General features: G+C 59.8%; 14 protein-coding genes and 2 pseudogenes. 11 read left to right on the forward strand and 5 right to left on the reverse strand.

Translation table 11 applies throughout. The features are described from left to right. Positions 1 to 149: 149 nt before the first annotated feature. The gene (locus tag C7G61_RS04910; protein ID WP_108512975.1) at positions 150 to 920 is read right to left on the reverse strand and encodes an NYN domain-containing protein; all 771 of its coding nucleotides are present in this window, start codon (positions 918 to 920) and stop codon (positions 150 to 152) included. 163 nt (positions 921 to 1083) lie between these two features. After that, positions 1084 to 2049, reverse strand: coding sequence for a LysR family transcriptional regulator (locus C7G61_RS04915; protein WP_338026047.1), 966 nt, complete (start codon positions 2047 to 2049; stop codon positions 1084 to 1086). Between the two features lie 86 nt (positions 2050 to 2135). Here C7G61_RS04915 and C7G61_RS04920 point away from each other — a divergent pair, with 86 nt between their 5' ends. The 4 genes from C7G61_RS04920 to C7G61_RS04935 all read left to right on the forward strand — a co-directional run bounded on the left by C7G61_RS04920 (position 2136) and on the right by C7G61_RS04935 (position 4588). Further along, a complete protein-coding gene (locus C7G61_RS04920; protein WP_108512977.1) occupies positions 2136 to 2951 on the forward strand; it encodes an SDR family NAD(P)-dependent oxidoreductase in 816 nt (271 codons plus the stop codon). Positions 2952 to 3082: 131 nt separating this feature from the next. Continuing rightward, positions 3083 to 3634, forward strand: a complete 552-nt coding sequence (locus C7G61_RS04925; RefSeq protein ID WP_108512978.1) for a YkgB family protein — start codon at positions 3083 to 3085, stop codon at positions 3632 to 3634. 58 nt (positions 3635 to 3692) lie between these two features. Beyond that, complete coding sequence (locus C7G61_RS04930; RefSeq protein WP_190241706.1) at positions 3693 to 4136, forward strand: cupin domain-containing protein; 444 nt, start codon at positions 3693 to 3695, stop codon at positions 4134 to 4136. Further along, positions 4133 to 4588 carry a carboxymuconolactone decarboxylase family protein gene (locus C7G61_RS04935; RefSeq protein WP_108512980.1) on the forward strand — a complete coding sequence of 152 codons (456 nt, stop codon included), beginning with the start codon at positions 4133 to 4135 and terminating at the stop codon, positions 4586 to 4588. The genes C7G61_RS04930 and C7G61_RS04935 overlap by 4 nt, the downstream gene beginning before the upstream one ends. 108 nt (positions 4589 to 4696) lie before the next feature. Here the strand turns inward: C7G61_RS04935 and C7G61_RS04940 are convergent. Then, a pseudogene (locus tag C7G61_RS04940) lies at positions 4697 to 4918 on the reverse strand (IclR family transcriptional regulator domain-containing protein); the annotation flags it as partial. Between the two features lie 62 nt (positions 4919 to 4980). Between C7G61_RS04940 and C7G61_RS04945 the strand changes: the two are divergent. The 5 genes and pseudogenes from C7G61_RS04945 to C7G61_RS47345 all read left to right on the forward strand — a co-directional run. Next, a complete protein-coding gene (locus tag C7G61_RS04945; protein ID WP_108512981.1) occupies positions 4981 to 5163 on the forward strand; it encodes a hypothetical protein in 183 nt (60 codons plus the stop codon). Between the two features lie 131 nt (positions 5164 to 5294). Beyond that, positions 5295 to 6383: a helix-turn-helix transcriptional regulator gene (locus C7G61_RS04950; protein ID WP_108512982.1), complete on the forward strand. Its 1089-nt coding sequence runs from the start codon at positions 5295 to 5297 to the stop codon at positions 6381 to 6383. A gap of 141 nt (positions 6384 to 6524) precedes the next feature. After that, complete coding sequence (locus C7G61_RS04955) at positions 6525 to 7601, forward strand: helix-turn-helix transcriptional regulator (RefSeq protein WP_145963555.1); 1077 nt, start codon at positions 6525 to 6527, stop codon at positions 7599 to 7601. Positions 7602 to 7737: 136 nt separating this feature from the next. Further along, on the forward strand, positions 7738 to 8478 hold the full coding sequence (locus C7G61_RS04960) for a PEPxxWA-CTERM sorting domain-containing protein (RefSeq protein ID WP_108512984.1): 741 nt from the start codon (positions 7738 to 7740) through the stop codon (positions 8476 to 8478). A 673-nt stretch (positions 8479 to 9151) separates the two neighbouring features. Continuing rightward, positions 9152 to 9271: pseudogene (locus C7G61_RS47345) on the forward strand (PEPxxWA-CTERM sorting domain-containing protein); the annotation flags it as partial. A gap of 156 nt (positions 9272 to 9427) precedes the next feature. On the opposite strand, the gene C7G61_RS04970 reads toward C7G61_RS47345, so the two are convergent. Both C7G61_RS04970 and C7G61_RS04975 read right to left on the reverse strand, forming a co-directional pair. Further along, the gene (locus C7G61_RS04970) at positions 9428 to 10276 is read right to left on the reverse strand and encodes an IclR family transcriptional regulator (protein ID WP_190241670.1); all 849 of its coding nucleotides are present in this window, start codon (positions 10274 to 10276) and stop codon (positions 9428 to 9430) included. Between the two features lie 212 nt (positions 10277 to 10488). Next, positions 10489 to 12654, reverse strand: a complete 2166-nt coding sequence (locus C7G61_RS04975) for an acetate--CoA ligase family protein (protein ID WP_108512987.1) — start codon at positions 12652 to 12654, stop codon at positions 10489 to 10491. Positions 12655 to 12873: 219 nt separating this feature from the next. Here C7G61_RS04975 and C7G61_RS04980 point away from each other — a divergent pair, with 219 nt between their 5' ends. Then, positions 12874 to 13569: a GntR family transcriptional regulator gene (locus tag C7G61_RS04980; protein ID WP_108513445.1), complete on the forward strand. Its 696-nt coding sequence runs from the start codon at positions 12874 to 12876 to the stop codon at positions 13567 to 13569. Positions 13570 to 13635: 66 nt separating this feature from the next. Then, positions 13636 to 15378, forward strand: a complete 1743-nt coding sequence (gene oxc / locus C7G61_RS04985; protein WP_108512988.1) for an oxalyl-CoA decarboxylase — start codon at positions 13636 to 13638, stop codon at positions 15376 to 15378. Positions 15379 to 15490 lie beyond the last annotated feature (112 nt).

The raw sequence follows: 15490 nt of genomic DNA on the forward strand, positions 1-15490 counted from the left end.
CTTCATGCGGCAGACGACGCAACCGCGTCCGCTCATGCGTTGCAGGACAGTCTAGCGGATCGGAGTTTTCCGCCAACCGGTCGCCTTGTACCAAAAGCAGACCGCTGCCATGCCGGTAATGATGGACTGCTTATGGTTGGGCTCGTCCCTCACCCCGCAGGTTTGCGGGCGGCTCGCGTCTTCGCAGGCGGTCCGGCAGCAGGCTTGATCCGAATTCGCGTGGTTCCGCCAGCTTTCGGCTGCTCGATCTCGAAAGAGTTTGTCTTTCGCACGAGGTCGCTCAGCTTGCGGGAGCCGAAGGTCCTCGAATCGAAATCGGGGGCCAGGTTGGTAATCCGTTTTCCGACTTCCCCAAGATCGACCCACCCGTCTTCGCTTTCCATCTGGGCGATGACCTTCTTGATGATAGAGGTGGCTTCATCAGGGGATTGGAGCGGCTGCGACTTCGAGGCGGCATCCTGAGTGTTCACCGTGCTGCCAAGCAGGTTCTCGGTATAGAAGAATCTTCGGCAGGCCTGCCTGAAGCTTTCCGGCGTCTTCTGCGCGCCGAACCCGAACACATCGACGCCATGCTCCCGGATGCGGGCGGCAAGTCGCGTAAAATCGCTGTCTGATGACACCAGACAGAATCCGTCGAACCGACCGCTGTGAAGCAGGTCCATCGCGTCGATGACTAAGGTTATGTCGGACGCATTCTTTCCGGTCGTATAGGCGAACTGCTGCTGAGGTATGATGGCGTGTTTCGATAGAATATCGGCCCAGCCCTTGGACCGGGCATTGGAGAAGTCGCCGTAGATGCGGCGAACGCTGGCCTCGCCGATCTTGGCGATCTCCTCAAACAGACCATCCGCAATCTTTGCGGACGCATTGTCTGCATCAATCAGAACCGCGAGACGAGGCGAGCGGGTTTCAGAAGGCATGAATTTCCCCATCGTTGAATCGGAGGACATCGTCCCTCGAAGCCGCGCCGTGGACAGCGATGGATGGATATAGCGATGTCGGGGCTCTCGCCGCCAGACCTAATTTCCCTCGGGCGCGCAATGACGGACCGCCACTATGAACCCGCCCGGACGTTGTGCAACTTTATTCACGGACAACACGATTGCGGGCCACACCTTTTGGCAGATCGGCGAGCTGCGCCCTGAGACGTGGCACCGCGAAGTCGAGAAATGCGCGCAATTTGGCCGGCATAAAGCGGTTCGGCGAGTACACAAGGCTGACAGGTTGCTGCGGCGGCTGAAAATCCTGCAGAAGCGCAATCAACTGTCTGGATTTTATCGATTCGGCGAGAAGATAAGAGAAGGCCACGGTAATCCCGAGGCCTGCGCGCGCAGCATCGCAGGCCGACTCGAGATTGCTCGCAACGAAGCGGGACCGAACGGGCACCACATACTCAGTCTGGTCTCGCCTGAACCTCCACGTGCCTGGCGACTGGATCGGAGGATAGCTGATGCAGTCGTGCGCAGAGAGGTCATCAGGCGATTTGGGCGTTCCGCGAGATTTCAGATAGGCCGGGCTGGCGCAAGCCATGCGGTGGATTTCCCCGACACGCACCGCGATCGAACTGCTGTCGGCGAGAGCACCGACGCGAAGCGCGACGTCGATGTGCTCCTCCAAGAGATTGACGGTCCGATCCTGCAAATTGAGCTCAACGTCCACCTCCGGGAACGTCACCAGGAACTCCGCCAGAATCGGCTGCAAACACAAGCGGCCGAGCGCGACAAGGGTCGAAACACGCAGATCTCCGCGTGGCGTTGTGTACTCGCCGGAAGCGGCGCGCTCGGCTTCGGTGATATCGGCAAGGATTCGCTTTGCGGCGGCGATGTAGGAGAGCCCCGCGTCGGTCGGGACAAGTGCGCGGCTCGACCGGTTGAACAGCTTGGTGTGCAGGTGCGCTTCGAGTTCGGACACCTTTCGGCTCACGGTCGCTAGCGGCATTTTCTGTCGGCGAGCCGCAGCCGACAGGCTTCCGGCTTCGGCCACGGCTAACACGATCGACATGCCTTCGAGACGGTCCATTTGATACTTCCATTTTTTGGAAGGATACATCTCGATTTTGCCAGATACCCATCAATTTCGGAAGGGGCTATCCATCAACGCGAGGCAACAAACCCGGCCAACCAATGGAGATGGACATGACCCAAGCCAAAGGCACCGCCCTTATCACCGGTGCATCCACCGGCATCGGTGCGATCTACGCCGATCGTCTGGCCAAGCGCGGCCACGATCTCATTCTTGTTGCGCGCAACCGGCAGCGGCTTGCATCACTGGCGCGCCGGCTCGCCAGCGAGACGGGCCGGAAAGTGGAAACGGTCGAAGCCGATCTCACTTCCGAAGGCGACCTGCAACGCGTCGAAGGCATCCTTCGGACCAACGGCGGCATCTCCCTGCTGGTCAATAATGCAGGCGTCGGCGCTGCAGGCCCGCTGCTCGCCTCCGACCTCGGCAAGATGGTGGACATGATCCGCCTGAACGTCACCGCGTTGACGCGGCTGACCTATGCAGCGGTCCCCGGATTTGTCGCCCGCGGTAGCGGCACGATCATCAACATCTCGTCGATTGTCGCCATCGCGCCGGAGGTGCTGAACGGCGTCTATGGCGGCACGAAAGCGTTCGTGCTCGCGTTCAGCCACTCGCTCGTTCACGAACTCGCCGGCAAGGGCATCCGCGTGCAGGCGGTCCTGCCGGGCGCCACGGCAACCGAATTCTGGGACGTCGCCGGTACGCCGGTTCATCAGCTTCCGGCGCAGATCGTGATGACGGCCGACGACATGGTCGATGCCGCCCTGGCCGGTCTCGACCTTGGCGAGACCGTGACCATCCCATCGCTGCCTGACAAGGCAGAGTGGGATCGTCATGAGGCAGCGCGCCTCGCCATGACGGACAAGCTCTCGAGTGCCATCCCGGCGCCCCGTTACAACTTGCACAAGCATGAAAGCGTGACCGCCTAGGCGGCGCCAACGCATTATCGCCCAGCCGCCAAGGCCGCTGGCGCATTCTCGGCATCCACCCGGACGTGCCGAGACCGTCGAGTTGATGCTCGACGGCAGTCCTTCACGTCCGGTGGAAAAGGAGAAGTACCATGAAAACGGAAGTTGCCTTGTCACGCATCGCCACCCAGGTCCCGACACAGATCCTGGCACTTCGCACAGTCTCCGGGTGGCGCGATCATGCCGAACGCCTGCTCGCCTACGCCGAGCCGATTAGCCGAGTAGGCCTCTACGTGTCGCTCGCGATCATCTACGCCTGGTTCGGCGGGATGAAGTTTACCGAATACGAGGCCAACGGGCTGGTGCCGCTGGTGGAGAACAGCCCGCTCGTGAGCTGGTTCTATGCTTTGTTTTCCGTCCGCGGCTTCTCCACCTTCCTCGGCTTCCTCGAACTCAACATCGGGCTGCTGATCGCCCTCAGATTGGCGAACCCAATCTTTTCCGCAGCCGGCGGTTTTCTCTCGGCCGGACTCTTCGTCACGACCGTCAGCTTCATGATCTCGACGCCGGGCGTCGTCGTGCCGGAGCTCGGGCCGCCCGCGATCACGGTCGCGCCGGGCCAGTTCCTCCTGAAGGACGTCGGGCTGTTCGCCGCCTCCTTCTGGGTGTTCGTCGACTCGCTGAAAACTGTGGTTCGCAGGTGAGCAGGCTTTTTCCGGACTAGAGCATCAGCACCCCATGCAAGCAAAGGAGAACACTATCATGAAAATACGATCCATCTTCGGCACGGCCTTTGCTGCCATTGCCATCGCCACGGCGGCGCCTGCCGCCGCCCATGGCATCGGCGAAACGGTCACGCCGCACTTCTCGCAGACAATACCCAATATCCCCGGCAAGTCGCTGGTCGCCCTGATTGTCGACTATGCGCCGGGCGGCGCATCGCCTTCGCACATCCATGCCAAGTCGGCTTTCATCTTCGGCTACGTCCTGTCGGGCGAAATCGAGTCCCAGGTGAATGACGGACCGAAGCAGGTCCACCGCGCGGGCGAAAGTTTTTACGAGACGCCGGGCTCCCGTCACCCCGTCAGTCGCAATGCAAGCAAGACCAGGCCCGCCAAGCTGCTCGCCGTGTTCGTCGTCGATACCGGCGAGAAAGAACTGACGACTTCCGCAGAACAAGATTCGTCATCAAGGAGCAAAAAATGAGTAAACGTCTCGACTACAACCAGATTGCACCAGCCGGCGTGAAAGCGCTGGGCGGCGTCTACGGCTACGTCATGCAGAGCGGGCTTTCGCCTGCGCTGGTCGAGCTGGTCTACCTGCGGATCTCGCAGATCAACAATTGCGCTTACTGCCTAGACATGCACACGCGCGACCTGCTCAAGAAGGGCGAGAAGATCGAAAAGCTCGCGCTGGTACAGGCGTGGAGAGAAGCCGGCAATCTCTTCGACGAGCGCGAGCGCGCCGCCCTTGCATGGGCGGAAACGGTGACGCGCGTTGCAGAGACGCACGTGCCGGATGAAGCGTATCGGGCCGCCCGGGCCGTGTTCGACGAGCGAGAGCTCGTGGATCTCACGATCGCGATTGGCTTGATGAACGCCTACAACCGCATGGCAATCAGTTTTCGGAACACGCCGCAGGCCGCGCTCGGGAAATAGGCACGGGTTGAGCAAAAACTACGGCCCGCTTCCGTTCAGGCGCAATCTGAAAGCGGGCCCGTGCCATGCCGGAAATCATGGACAGCTTTTATACGACGGAGATGAGGCTCAGCCGGCCTTCATTTCAGGCATCACGCCACCCAGCGCCACCGTCAATTCCGCCGCCACCTCCCGCACCGTCTGCCCGAACATCGGCAGGCGTTCGTCCGTCAGGCGGCTGGTCATCCCCGAGACGGAAATCGCCGCCAAGGGCTCGGCGCAGTCGTTGTAGACGACGGCGGCGATGCAGCGCAGGCCCATGCAGGATTCCTCGTTATCGATGGCATAGCCCTACGGTCCTACTCAGAATTAGATGCGGGCATCAATATGATGATTTTATAGGCGAAAAACAGTTGATTTGCACAGGTCTAGCGATTGCCTCGTCAGGCGGCGGCGGCGAAGATGCTTGCAATATCGACCTCAACTCCGGAACGCGCATCGTCACAGGGCAAATTACAACCGATGGTCACGGCGGCATTTTGGGAAGCGGCAATCTTTCGGTGACCGACGGCGGCGACTTTCAGACATTTATTTAAGTGAGCCCCCGGTGGCTCCAGTTCAAATTTCGAATCAACGGCAGCGACCTCCTCCTATTTCAACTGCTTGACCCGATCCGAGCGAAGAGTTTCACATCACCACTCCGGCGAGCGAACTTCCATGAGGGAAAATGGCGGACGACCACGAGCTAATAGATCTGATCTACGAAGCTGCCATCATTCCCGAAAACTGGCCAAGCATTCTCGAGAGAATTTCAACGATCGCGGGGTGCTATGGCGGCACCCTGTTTTCGATGGATACGCAGCAGGAAGTCAGACACATCGTGACCGAGCAATACAGAGATGTGATGCACATCTTCGTAAGGGATGGTTGGACGAGGCAAAACATCCGGGCGGAACGGCTCGCAAAAATCAAGTATCCGGGCTTTGTCACGGATTGCGATGTGATCTCCGTCGAAGAAATGGACGCTCACCCTTTCTATACAGAGCTTCTGCGACCCAATGGCGGAGGCTGGGCGATCGGAACCATCATTCCGGTACCTAGCGGTGATCTCCTGGTCTTCAATCTGGAACGTCGCTACGCTAAAGGCCCGATAGGGAAAGAACTCTGCGGCCGGCTTGATCCGCTTCGTCCCCATCTGGCTCGCGCTGGCCTGATGTCCTCTCGATTGCGCATGGAGCGAGCACGCGCAATGGTCGAGACGCTCAAACAGATCGGCTTGCCCGCAGCCGTGCTTCGGAAAAATGGTCAGGTGCTCGCAACAAACGATTTGTTCCAGTTGCTCAGCGAGCAAATCGCGACCGGAGCATTCGACGAAATATCCATCAAGAATCTCGCTTCCGACGCTTTGATGAAACAATCACTCGTCCGACTTGCGGAGACGCGGGATAATTCCGAAGTAAAGTCCATTCCCATTCCGGCAATACTTGATCAACCGGCGCTGGTTGCACATTTGATCCCCATCAAAGGTGCCGCCCACGACATCTTTTCACGCGCCTTCGCGATCCTCGTCATTACCCCGTTGCATGCGCCGACGGCGCCAACCGAGGACGTGTTGAATGGACTATTCGACCTCAGTCCGGCCGAAGTGAAAGTGGCTCAGGGAATTATATCGGGAAAGACCATCGATGATGTAGCTGCTGAATTACAGCTCTCGCGGGAGACCATACGCAATCAACTCAAGTCCGTTTTTGCCAAGACAGGCACTAGCCGCCAGGCCCAATTGGTGGGGCTTCTGGCGACAAGATTTCCCCGGTAAATAGCCGTCATCGACCGACTAAATCGAGGCCGATAGCCCAAATGGGCTATGCGGCAGCTTGAACTTTACCCTACACTCGGCACCGGGCTGCAACGAGTATGCAACCTCCTTGTGGGGCGGATGGGCACCTGGAAACCGGAGTTGATCGAGGCGGCGTTCGCCGAAGCCGCGCTCGACTCGAGCTTGTGGGTCAAGGCGCTCGACGTTGTCGTGTCACTGACCGAAAGCCACGGTGCGCTCCTGCTACCCATCACGGGTAAGACGATCCCGAATGTCCCTTTCACGGAACGGCTTGGTGAATCGACTGAAGCTTATTTCCGAGACAACTGGCATCTTCGAGACGAGCGCTACAAGGGCCTCCCCAGGATGGTACGACACGGCGTCTTCGACGATTTGGATATAGTCAACGTAGATAAAATAAAACGGCATCCCTACTACCAGGAATTTCTACATCCGCATAACCTGCGAGGGTTCGTAGGCGTCAGAGTCGCGTGCAGAGAAGACCTGTGGTGCCTCTCGATCCAGCGCACAATCAGCCAAGGGCCCTTCTCGGAAACTGAGAAGCGTCGGCTTGCACAATTGTCAGATCGCCTTTCAGCAAGCGCCGTCCTCGCGCGTGCGCTCGGAACGGCGGCAACTGAGGGCGCATTGCAAGCGTTCGAAGCTAGCGGAAAGGCTGTCGTACTTATCAATCGGCACGGCGAGGTGTTTCGGGTCAACACGTCAGCGGAGCAGCTGTTAACGGGAGATGTCAGGATCGAAAGAAAGAGACTCGTCGCAAACGACCTCAACGCAACCGCAGTGCTGGACAAATCTCTGCAGGCATTGATGTGGCAGCGTATTGGCGGTGGGCTTTCCGCCCCGGTCCCTTTGCCGAGACGAGGAAAGCGTCCAATTTTGGCCTACCCCATCAAACTTGCCAATTTGGCAGCGAACGCGTTCGCAGACTGCCAGGCCCTCATCATTCTAATCGACCTGGATCAACAGGCGCGTTTACCCGAAATGGTGTTGCGAAGCACATTTGGCATGACCGCTGCCGAAGCGCGCTTGGCCGGGCGAATGGGGGCAGGTGAATCGCTCGAATTCGCGACGGAGCAAATTGGAATCGCCAAGGATACCGGGCGTAATCAGCTCAAGAGCATCTTCTTGAAGGTCGGTGTGAAGCGGCAATCAGAGCTTGTCGCGGTGCTCGCCTCAATTCTTAAGCGCACAGATTAACCGTCCAACGGCCAGCCTGATTAAATATCGCCAATTAGCCCGTTTGGGTCATGCCCCCTCGCCTGGCCTACGGCATCATCGTCAAACGGTTCAGCGTTTAATTGCAACTGTTTGGGACAGCCGGAGGGGGCTTTATATGTCGCGTATTCAGTATTTGATCTTTGCCTTGGTAGTTTCCTTTGTTTCTGCGACGAGCGCGCAAGCGGTTACCATTTATAGCGGACAGGATGATGGGGTCTTTCCGGGTCCGTTCCCCAATTCGAACGCTGCAAGGGCGCAATTTTTAGCTGCCGCAGCTACTTTTGGCACGGTAAGCACTCACAACTTTGCTGCTCAGCCGCTCGGATACCAAACAAATTATACTTGGTTCGACGGTACAGGAACTTATTCGATCAGCGCAGCGAATTTAGGTGATGGATTCTCGGGAATCAGCAATCACACCGTTGATGGCTCAGGTTTAGCTGGCTTCAACGTAGGCGCAGGCGACGCTAGCCACAAATGGCTTGGATTTCCAGGCGGCTCCGCCACGTTTAACTTTACAACTCCTTCCCATTCATTCGGCGCAGACTTCACAGGATTGCAGACGGTTTTCGGCACAACTCTGACAATCAGCTTCGATGACGGTGCCCCTCAAGTGCTGAACGTTCCGATCAATGTGAACGGCGGCGACGTGTACTTCGGTTTTACCAATGTGAACGCCTTTACTTCGGTTACGATCTACAGACCGGGAGGTGATGCTTGGGGATTGGACAACGTCACGTTCGATGTGAGCGCGGTCCCCGAACCGTCAACATGGGCCATGATGATCCTCGGCTTCGCGGGCGTCGGGTTCATGGCCTATCGTCGTCGCAATCAGACGGCGGCACTCGCTTCCTAATCTAAATTCCAATCGCGGCAGCATTTAATTATATTTAATGTATACAATGAGGGGTAACATGCATAAGGGATCGATTACCTCGGCTGGTGTAGTGCTTGGTTCTTTCTTAACGGCGGTGAGCGCGAATGCGGCACCCTTACTTGATGCTTCGTATTCACCCACTGGAACAAACACACTTATCGTGGGATCCAGGCTTTCGTCTGCTGAAACGTTCACGGTTTTGAACACGGGTACGATGACAAGCGCAGCCGTCGAACTAGGCTATTTCGGCACGCCCACCGCAGATATTAGGCTTCAAATCAGGACTTTAACATCTGGACTTCCTTCCGAACTGAGCACAGGTTCGTCAGTACTCGCTTCGGCGTCCCTATCGTACACAAGCATTGGCACAGCGCCTAGCTGGGTTACGTTCAATTTCACCGACTTTGCGGTCACGGCAGGACAGCAGTTGGCATTGGTTATGACTTCAGCAACGACCGGGGGTGAATACGCATGGCGAGGAGATTTCTCTTGGCCGAAGTTTTCATATCCTTCCGGCACCTATAGCGGAGGCAGAGCTTATACTGAGGGTACTTCAACCGTTCCCCAACATCTCACCTGGGGCGACCTTAGCCTTTGCAACACGACGTGCAACAATCCCGCTTTGGCCGACTTTTCATTTCGGACTTTCGTAGATCCAACCGTTTCTGCCGTCCCCGAACCCTCCACATGGGCAATGATGATCCTCGGCTTTGCCGGCGTGGGCTTCATGGCTTATCGCCGGAAGTCAAAGTCAGCATTGATCGCCGCCTGAGCTGCGATTATCGGTTTGAATTTTAGAGCCGCCTTCGGGCGGCTTTTCGTTGCGGTTGGCTCCCGCCACAGCTGACCCATCCAAACGCGCAGCATGAGTCCGCGCCCTCGGACAGCACATCCGCCCGCAGCGACGACAGAAAATTCCTGGCTCACCTCAGGAAGATTTCATCTCCGGCATCACGCCGCCCAGCGCAACCGTCAGTTCCGCCGCCACTGCGCGCACCGTCTGCCCGAGCATCGGTAGGCGCTCGTCCGTCAGGCGGCTGGTCATCCCCGAGACGGAAATCGCGGCCAAGGGCTCCGCGCAATCATTGTAGACGACGGCCGCGATGCAGCGCAGGCCCATGCAGGCCTCCTCGTCGTCGAGGGCAAAACCCTGGCGGCGAACCTTTTCGAGTTCCTTGAACAGGTCGCCCGGCCGCACGATCGATTTTTCCGTGAGCCTCGGCATGCCGTGATGATGGATGATGGCGCTGACATCCGCATCCGAATAGGTCGCGAGCACCGCCTTGCCGACGCCCGACGCCACCATCGCGACGCGGCCGCCGACCTTGGTCAGCGAGCGCATGATCTCGCGGCTTTCCATGCGGGTGAGCACGACAATGAATTCGTCGTCGACGACGGCGAGATTGGCGGTCTCCCGCGTCAGGTCGCGCAGCCTGCGCAGATATGGCACCGCCTGCGCCGAGAAATTGCGGCGGCGGGCGAAGGTCGCGCCCACTGTGAAGGCCCGCGCGCCGACATGCCATTTCGATTCGGTGCGGTCGAACTGCACGAAGCGGCGGTTTTCCAGCGTCCCCAGCAGGCGATGCACCGTCGAGGTCGAAAGCCCGGTGCGAATGGCAAGATCGCTCAGGCGATAGCCTTCGTCGTCTTCGGCGAGCGTTTCAATGATCGAGAGCGCGCGATCGACCGACTGGACGCCGCTATCGCGAGAATCAGGCTCGCTGTCCGCGCTGGACTTCGGCTCGATGGCCTTGCGCCGGATCACGTCTCTTTTCATCGCGACCTGCATCCATCCGTACTGCGCCGTAGGATGGGTAGAGCGAAGCGAAACCCATCATCACACGACCAGCGCTAGCGGCATTGATGGGTTTCGCTTCGCTCTACCCATCCTACGGACTCTCCCCGCTTGCGGGGCGAGTTAAGCAAGCATCGTCAGATGAAAATACCGCTTCGGACAGTTTTCCGAAGCGGCATTTGTTGTGGATAGACTCAGAGCAGGCCCGCGCCGCGCGCCCACTTGTACTTGGCGCCCAGCACCTCGACCGGCAGCTCGGTCGAATAGGCATAGGCCGGGATGCCGTTCTGGTAGAGATATTCGGCGGCCTCCTCGACCTCGACGTCGCCGGCGAGCGAGGCGACGATCGGCTTCACAAAGCCCTTGGCCTCCATCTCCTTCTTCACCTCGACCATGTTGCGGGCGAACACCATCGGCGGCGTGACGATCGTATGCCAGTAGCCGAGGATGAGCGAATGAATCCGCTCATCCGACAGGCCGAGCTTGACGGTGTTGACGTAGGTGATCGGCGGCTCGCCGCCGGTGATATCCACAGGATTTCCGGCCGCGCCGAACGGCGGGATGAATTTGCGGAACGCGGCGTCGAGGTCCGGCGGCATCGTCATCAGCGACAGGCCGTTGTCGACCACCGAGTCCGAGAGCAGCACGCCGGAGCCGCCGGCACCGGTGATGATCAGGATGTTCTCGCCCTTCGGCGTCGGCAGCACCGGCACGCCGCGCGCGAATTCGAGCAATTGCCTTAAAGACCGGGCGCGGATCACGCCCGACTGGGCGAACACGTCCTCGTAGATCTTGTCGTTGCCGGCGAGCGCGCCGGTGTGCGACGAGGCCGCCTTGGCGCCAGCCGACGTACGGCCCGCCTTCAGCACCACCACCGGCTTCTTCTTGGAGACGCGCTTGGCGGCTTCCGCAAAGGCCCGGCCGTCTTTCAAATCTTCGCAGTGCTGCGCGATGATCGCGGTGTTCGGATCCTGCTCGAAGAAGGCGAGCAGATCGTCCTCGTCGATGTCGGACTTGTTGCCGAGGCCGACGATCGCGGAGACGCCCATCTTGGCCGAGCGCGAGAAGCCGATGATCGCCATGCCGATGCCGCCGGACTGCGACGACAGCGCCGCCGAACCCTTGACGTCGTAGGCGGTGCAGAACGTGGCGCAGAGATTGGCAGGCGTATAATAGAAGCCGTAGATGTTCGGCCCCATCAGGCGGATGTTGTACTTCTTGCCGACCTCGACGATCTCGGCCTGCAATTCAGGCGCGCCCGCTTCGGCAAAGCCCGAGGGAATCAGAACGGCGCCTGGAATTTTCTTCTCGCCGCATTCGGCCAGCGCACCGGCGACGAACTTCGCGGGGATCGCAAACACCGCCGTGTCGATCACGCCGGGCACGTCCTTGACGCTCTTGTAGGCCTTGTAGCCCAGGATCTCGGCGGCCTTGGGATGGATCGGATAGATCTCGCCCTTGTAGCCGCCATTGATCAGGTTCTTCATCACGGAGTTGCCGATCTTGCCGTCTTCGGCGGACGCGCCGATCACGGCAACGCCCTTCGGCTGCATGATGCGGTTCATCGCCGTAACGATTTCTTCGGTCGGGCGCGGCGCCGGACGCGGCTTGTAGTCGAAGTCGACGACGATGCGCACGTCGGCGGCGATCGCGTCCTTCTTGGTGGCAAACACCGGATTGAGGTCGAGTTCGACGATTTCGGGGAAGTCGCTGACTAGCTGCGACACTTTGACAATGACATCAGCCAGCGCGTCGCGAGAGACCGGATCGCCGCCGCGCACGCCCTTGAGCATGTCATGGGCCTGGATGCCGTCGAGCATCGACAGGGCATCGTCCCTGGTTGCGGGCGCGAGACGGAAGGTAATGTCCTTCAACACCTCGACCAGCACGCCGCCGAGGCCGAACGCCACCAGCTTGCCGAACGAGCCGTCGGTGATGGAGCCGACGATGACCTCGGTGCCGCCGGCCAGCATCTGCTGGACCTGGATGCCCTCGATCTTGGCGTCAGCCTTATACTTCTTGGCATTGGCGAGGATGGTCTCGTAGGTCTTTTCCGCATCCGCCGCGGTCTTGACGCCGACCACGACGCCGCCGGCTTCGGTCTTGTGGAGAATGTCCGGCGAGACGATCTTCATCACCACCGGGAAACCCATGCCCGACGCGAGATTGGCGGCCTCGGCGGCTGACTTGGCCACGCCTTCCTTCGGAACCGGGATGCCGTAGGCGTCGCACACCAGCTTGCCTTCCGGCGCGGTGAGGCTGGTGCGCTTGTCGGCTTTCACCGCATCGAGCACCCGGCGGACAGCCTGGTGGGCGCTGGGCTCGGCGATCTTGCGGGCCGCATCTGCAGAATTTGACATTGGCTTCCTCCTGGGGCTAATTTTATGGCATTTGGTATGCCAGAGATCCGATTGTCAAGACAAACTATCGCGCAGAAACAGCGAAAACACGGGCATCTTGACATACTGGTATTTGGTATGCCAAAAATATTCGAGTGTTTCTTCTGCTAAGAAGACGTCTCCAACACAGGGAGGAGACGAGTCGTGCCCGCACCAAAACAAACCAAGGCGCCGCCTGTCATGGCTGAGGCAGATATTGCAATCGTCCGGATTGCTCCCGAGACGAGCTTCAAGAACAAGGCCTACGAGGCCTTGAAGGAAGCTATTCTCAAGATGGACATCTACGCGACGCCCGAGCAGGTGATGCTCGACGAGCGCGCGCTGTCCGAACGCCTCGGCGTCAGCCGCACCCCTATTCGCGAAGCCATCGCGATGCTCGAACAAGATGGCTTCGTCAAAACCGTGCCACGTCGCGGCATCGTCGTGGTTCGCCGCACCAAGACCGAGATCGTTGACATGATCCGCGCCTGGGCCGCGCTCGAGAGCATGGCCGCGCGCCTGATCACGACCACCGCGCGCAAGAAGGACATCACGGCGCTGCGCGATTTCTTCAAGGATTTTGGCAAAGATCGCCTGCCGCAGGATCATGTCGAGGAATACTCCAAAGCCAACATCGCGTTCCATCAGGCGCTAATCTCGCTTTCGGAATCGCCGGTGCTGGTCGATTTGACCAACGACCTCCTGCTGCATGTGCGCGGCTACCGGCAATTGACCATCGGGCGGAAGGATCGCACCGCGACCTCCCTGCCCGAGCATCTCGGCATCATCGAAGCGCTGGAAGCACGCGACACTGAACTCGCCGAGAAACGCGCACGCGACCACACGCTGGGCCTTGCCGCCTACGTCGAGGCGCACGGCCAGGAACTATTTACCTAGACGCAACTTCGCACCAGAAGACGACGAAAAATCGTCCGAACCAAAACGATCAGGGAGATGAAGCCCATGCTGAATACCGCGACCAAGTCCGAAGCACCGGGCACCGAGCAGGAGCTGACGCAAGAACTGACAGATGGCTTTCATCTCGTCATCGATGCGCTCAAGCTCAACGGCATCAACACCATCTATGGTGTGCCGGGCATCCCGATCACGGACCTCGGCCGCATGATGCAGGCCGAGGGTATTCGCGTGCTCTCGTTCCGCCACGAGCAGAATGCCGGCTACGCCGCTTCCATTGCCGGCTACCTGACCAAGAAACCAGGCGTCTGCCTCACCGTCTCGGCGCCCGGCTTCCTCAACGGCCTCACCGCGCTCGCCCACGCCACCACCAACTGCTTCCCGATGATCCTGATCTCGGGCTCCTCCGAGCGCGAGATCGTCGACCTGCAGCAGGGCGACTATGAAGAGATGGACCAGCTGGCGGTTGCCAAGCCGCTCTGCAAGGCCGCCTTTCGCGTGCTGCATGCGGCCGACATCGGCATCGGCCTGGCGCGCGCGATCCGTGCCGCGGTCTCGGGCCGTCCCGGCGGTGTCTATCTCGACCTGCCCGCAAAACTTTTCGGTCAGGTGATGGACGCGGCTGCCGGCGCAAAGTCGCTGGTGAAAGTGATCGACGCTGCGCCGGCCCAGATCCCTGCCCCATCCGCCGTCAAGCGTGCGCTCGACGTGCTCAAGGGGGCGAAACGCCCCCTCATCATTCTCGGCAAGGGTGCCGCCTATGCGCAGGCCGACGACGAGATCCGCGCCTTCGTCGAAAAGACCGGCGCGCCGTTCCTGCAGATGAGCATGGCCAAGGGCCTGCTGCCCGACACCCATGTGCAGTCGGCCGGTGCGGCACGCTCGACCGTGCTGAAGGACGCCGACGTCGTCATGCTGATCGGCGCCCGCCTCAACTGGCTGCTGTCGCACGGCAAGGGCAAGACCTGGGGCGATGCGCCGAAGAAATTCATCCAGATCGACATCGAGCCCAAGGAAATGGATTCCAACGTCGAGATCGTGGCCCCCGTGGTCGGCGATATCGGCTCCTGCGTCTCCGCGCTGCTCGAGGGCATGGGCGGCAGCTGGTCCGCCGCACCGGCCGACTGGGTCAACACCGTCAACAAGAAGCGTGACGACAACGTTGCCAAGATGGCGCCGAAGCTGATGAGCAACGCCTCGCCGATGGATTATCACGGCGCACTCGGCGCACTGCGCACCATCATCAAGGAGCGGCCCGACGCCATCCTCGTCAACGAAGGCGCCAATACGCTAGACCTCGCCCGTGGCGTCATCGACATGTACAAGCCGCGCAAGCGGCTCGACGTCGGCACCTGGGGCGTCATGGGCATCGGCATGGGCTATTCGATCGCCGCCGCCGTCGAAACCGGCAAGCCGGTGCTCGCGATCGAAGGCGACTCGGCCTTCGGTTTCTCCGGCATGGAGATCGAGACCATCTGCCGCTACCAGCTTCCGGTCTGCATCGTCATCTTCAACAATGACGGCATCTATCGCGGCACCGACGTCAATGCGGGTGGTTCGGATCCGGCGACGACGGTATTCGTCAAGGGCTCGCGCTACGACAAGATGATGGAAGCCTTCGGCGGCGTCGGCATCAATGCCACCTCCCCCGACGAACTCAAGCGCGCCGTCAACGCCGCGATGGATTCCGGCAAGCCGACGCTCATCAACGCGGTGATCGATCCGGCGGCCGGCTCCGAGAGCGGCCGCATCGGCAACCTCAACCCGCAAAGCGTTTTGAAGAAGAAGTGAACAGATCAAACCCATCGGCGTCATTCCCCGCGCACGCGGGAAATCCAGTAACCGCCGAACTATCGTGTGACGAAGGCTGTGCCCGACTGAACCGACGGTGATTACTGGATGC

It is taken from the genome of Bradyrhizobium algeriense, from assembly GCF_003062295.1.
Classification (GTDB): Bacteria; Pseudomonadota; Alphaproteobacteria; order Rhizobiales; family Xanthobacteraceae; genus Bradyrhizobium; species Bradyrhizobium algeriense.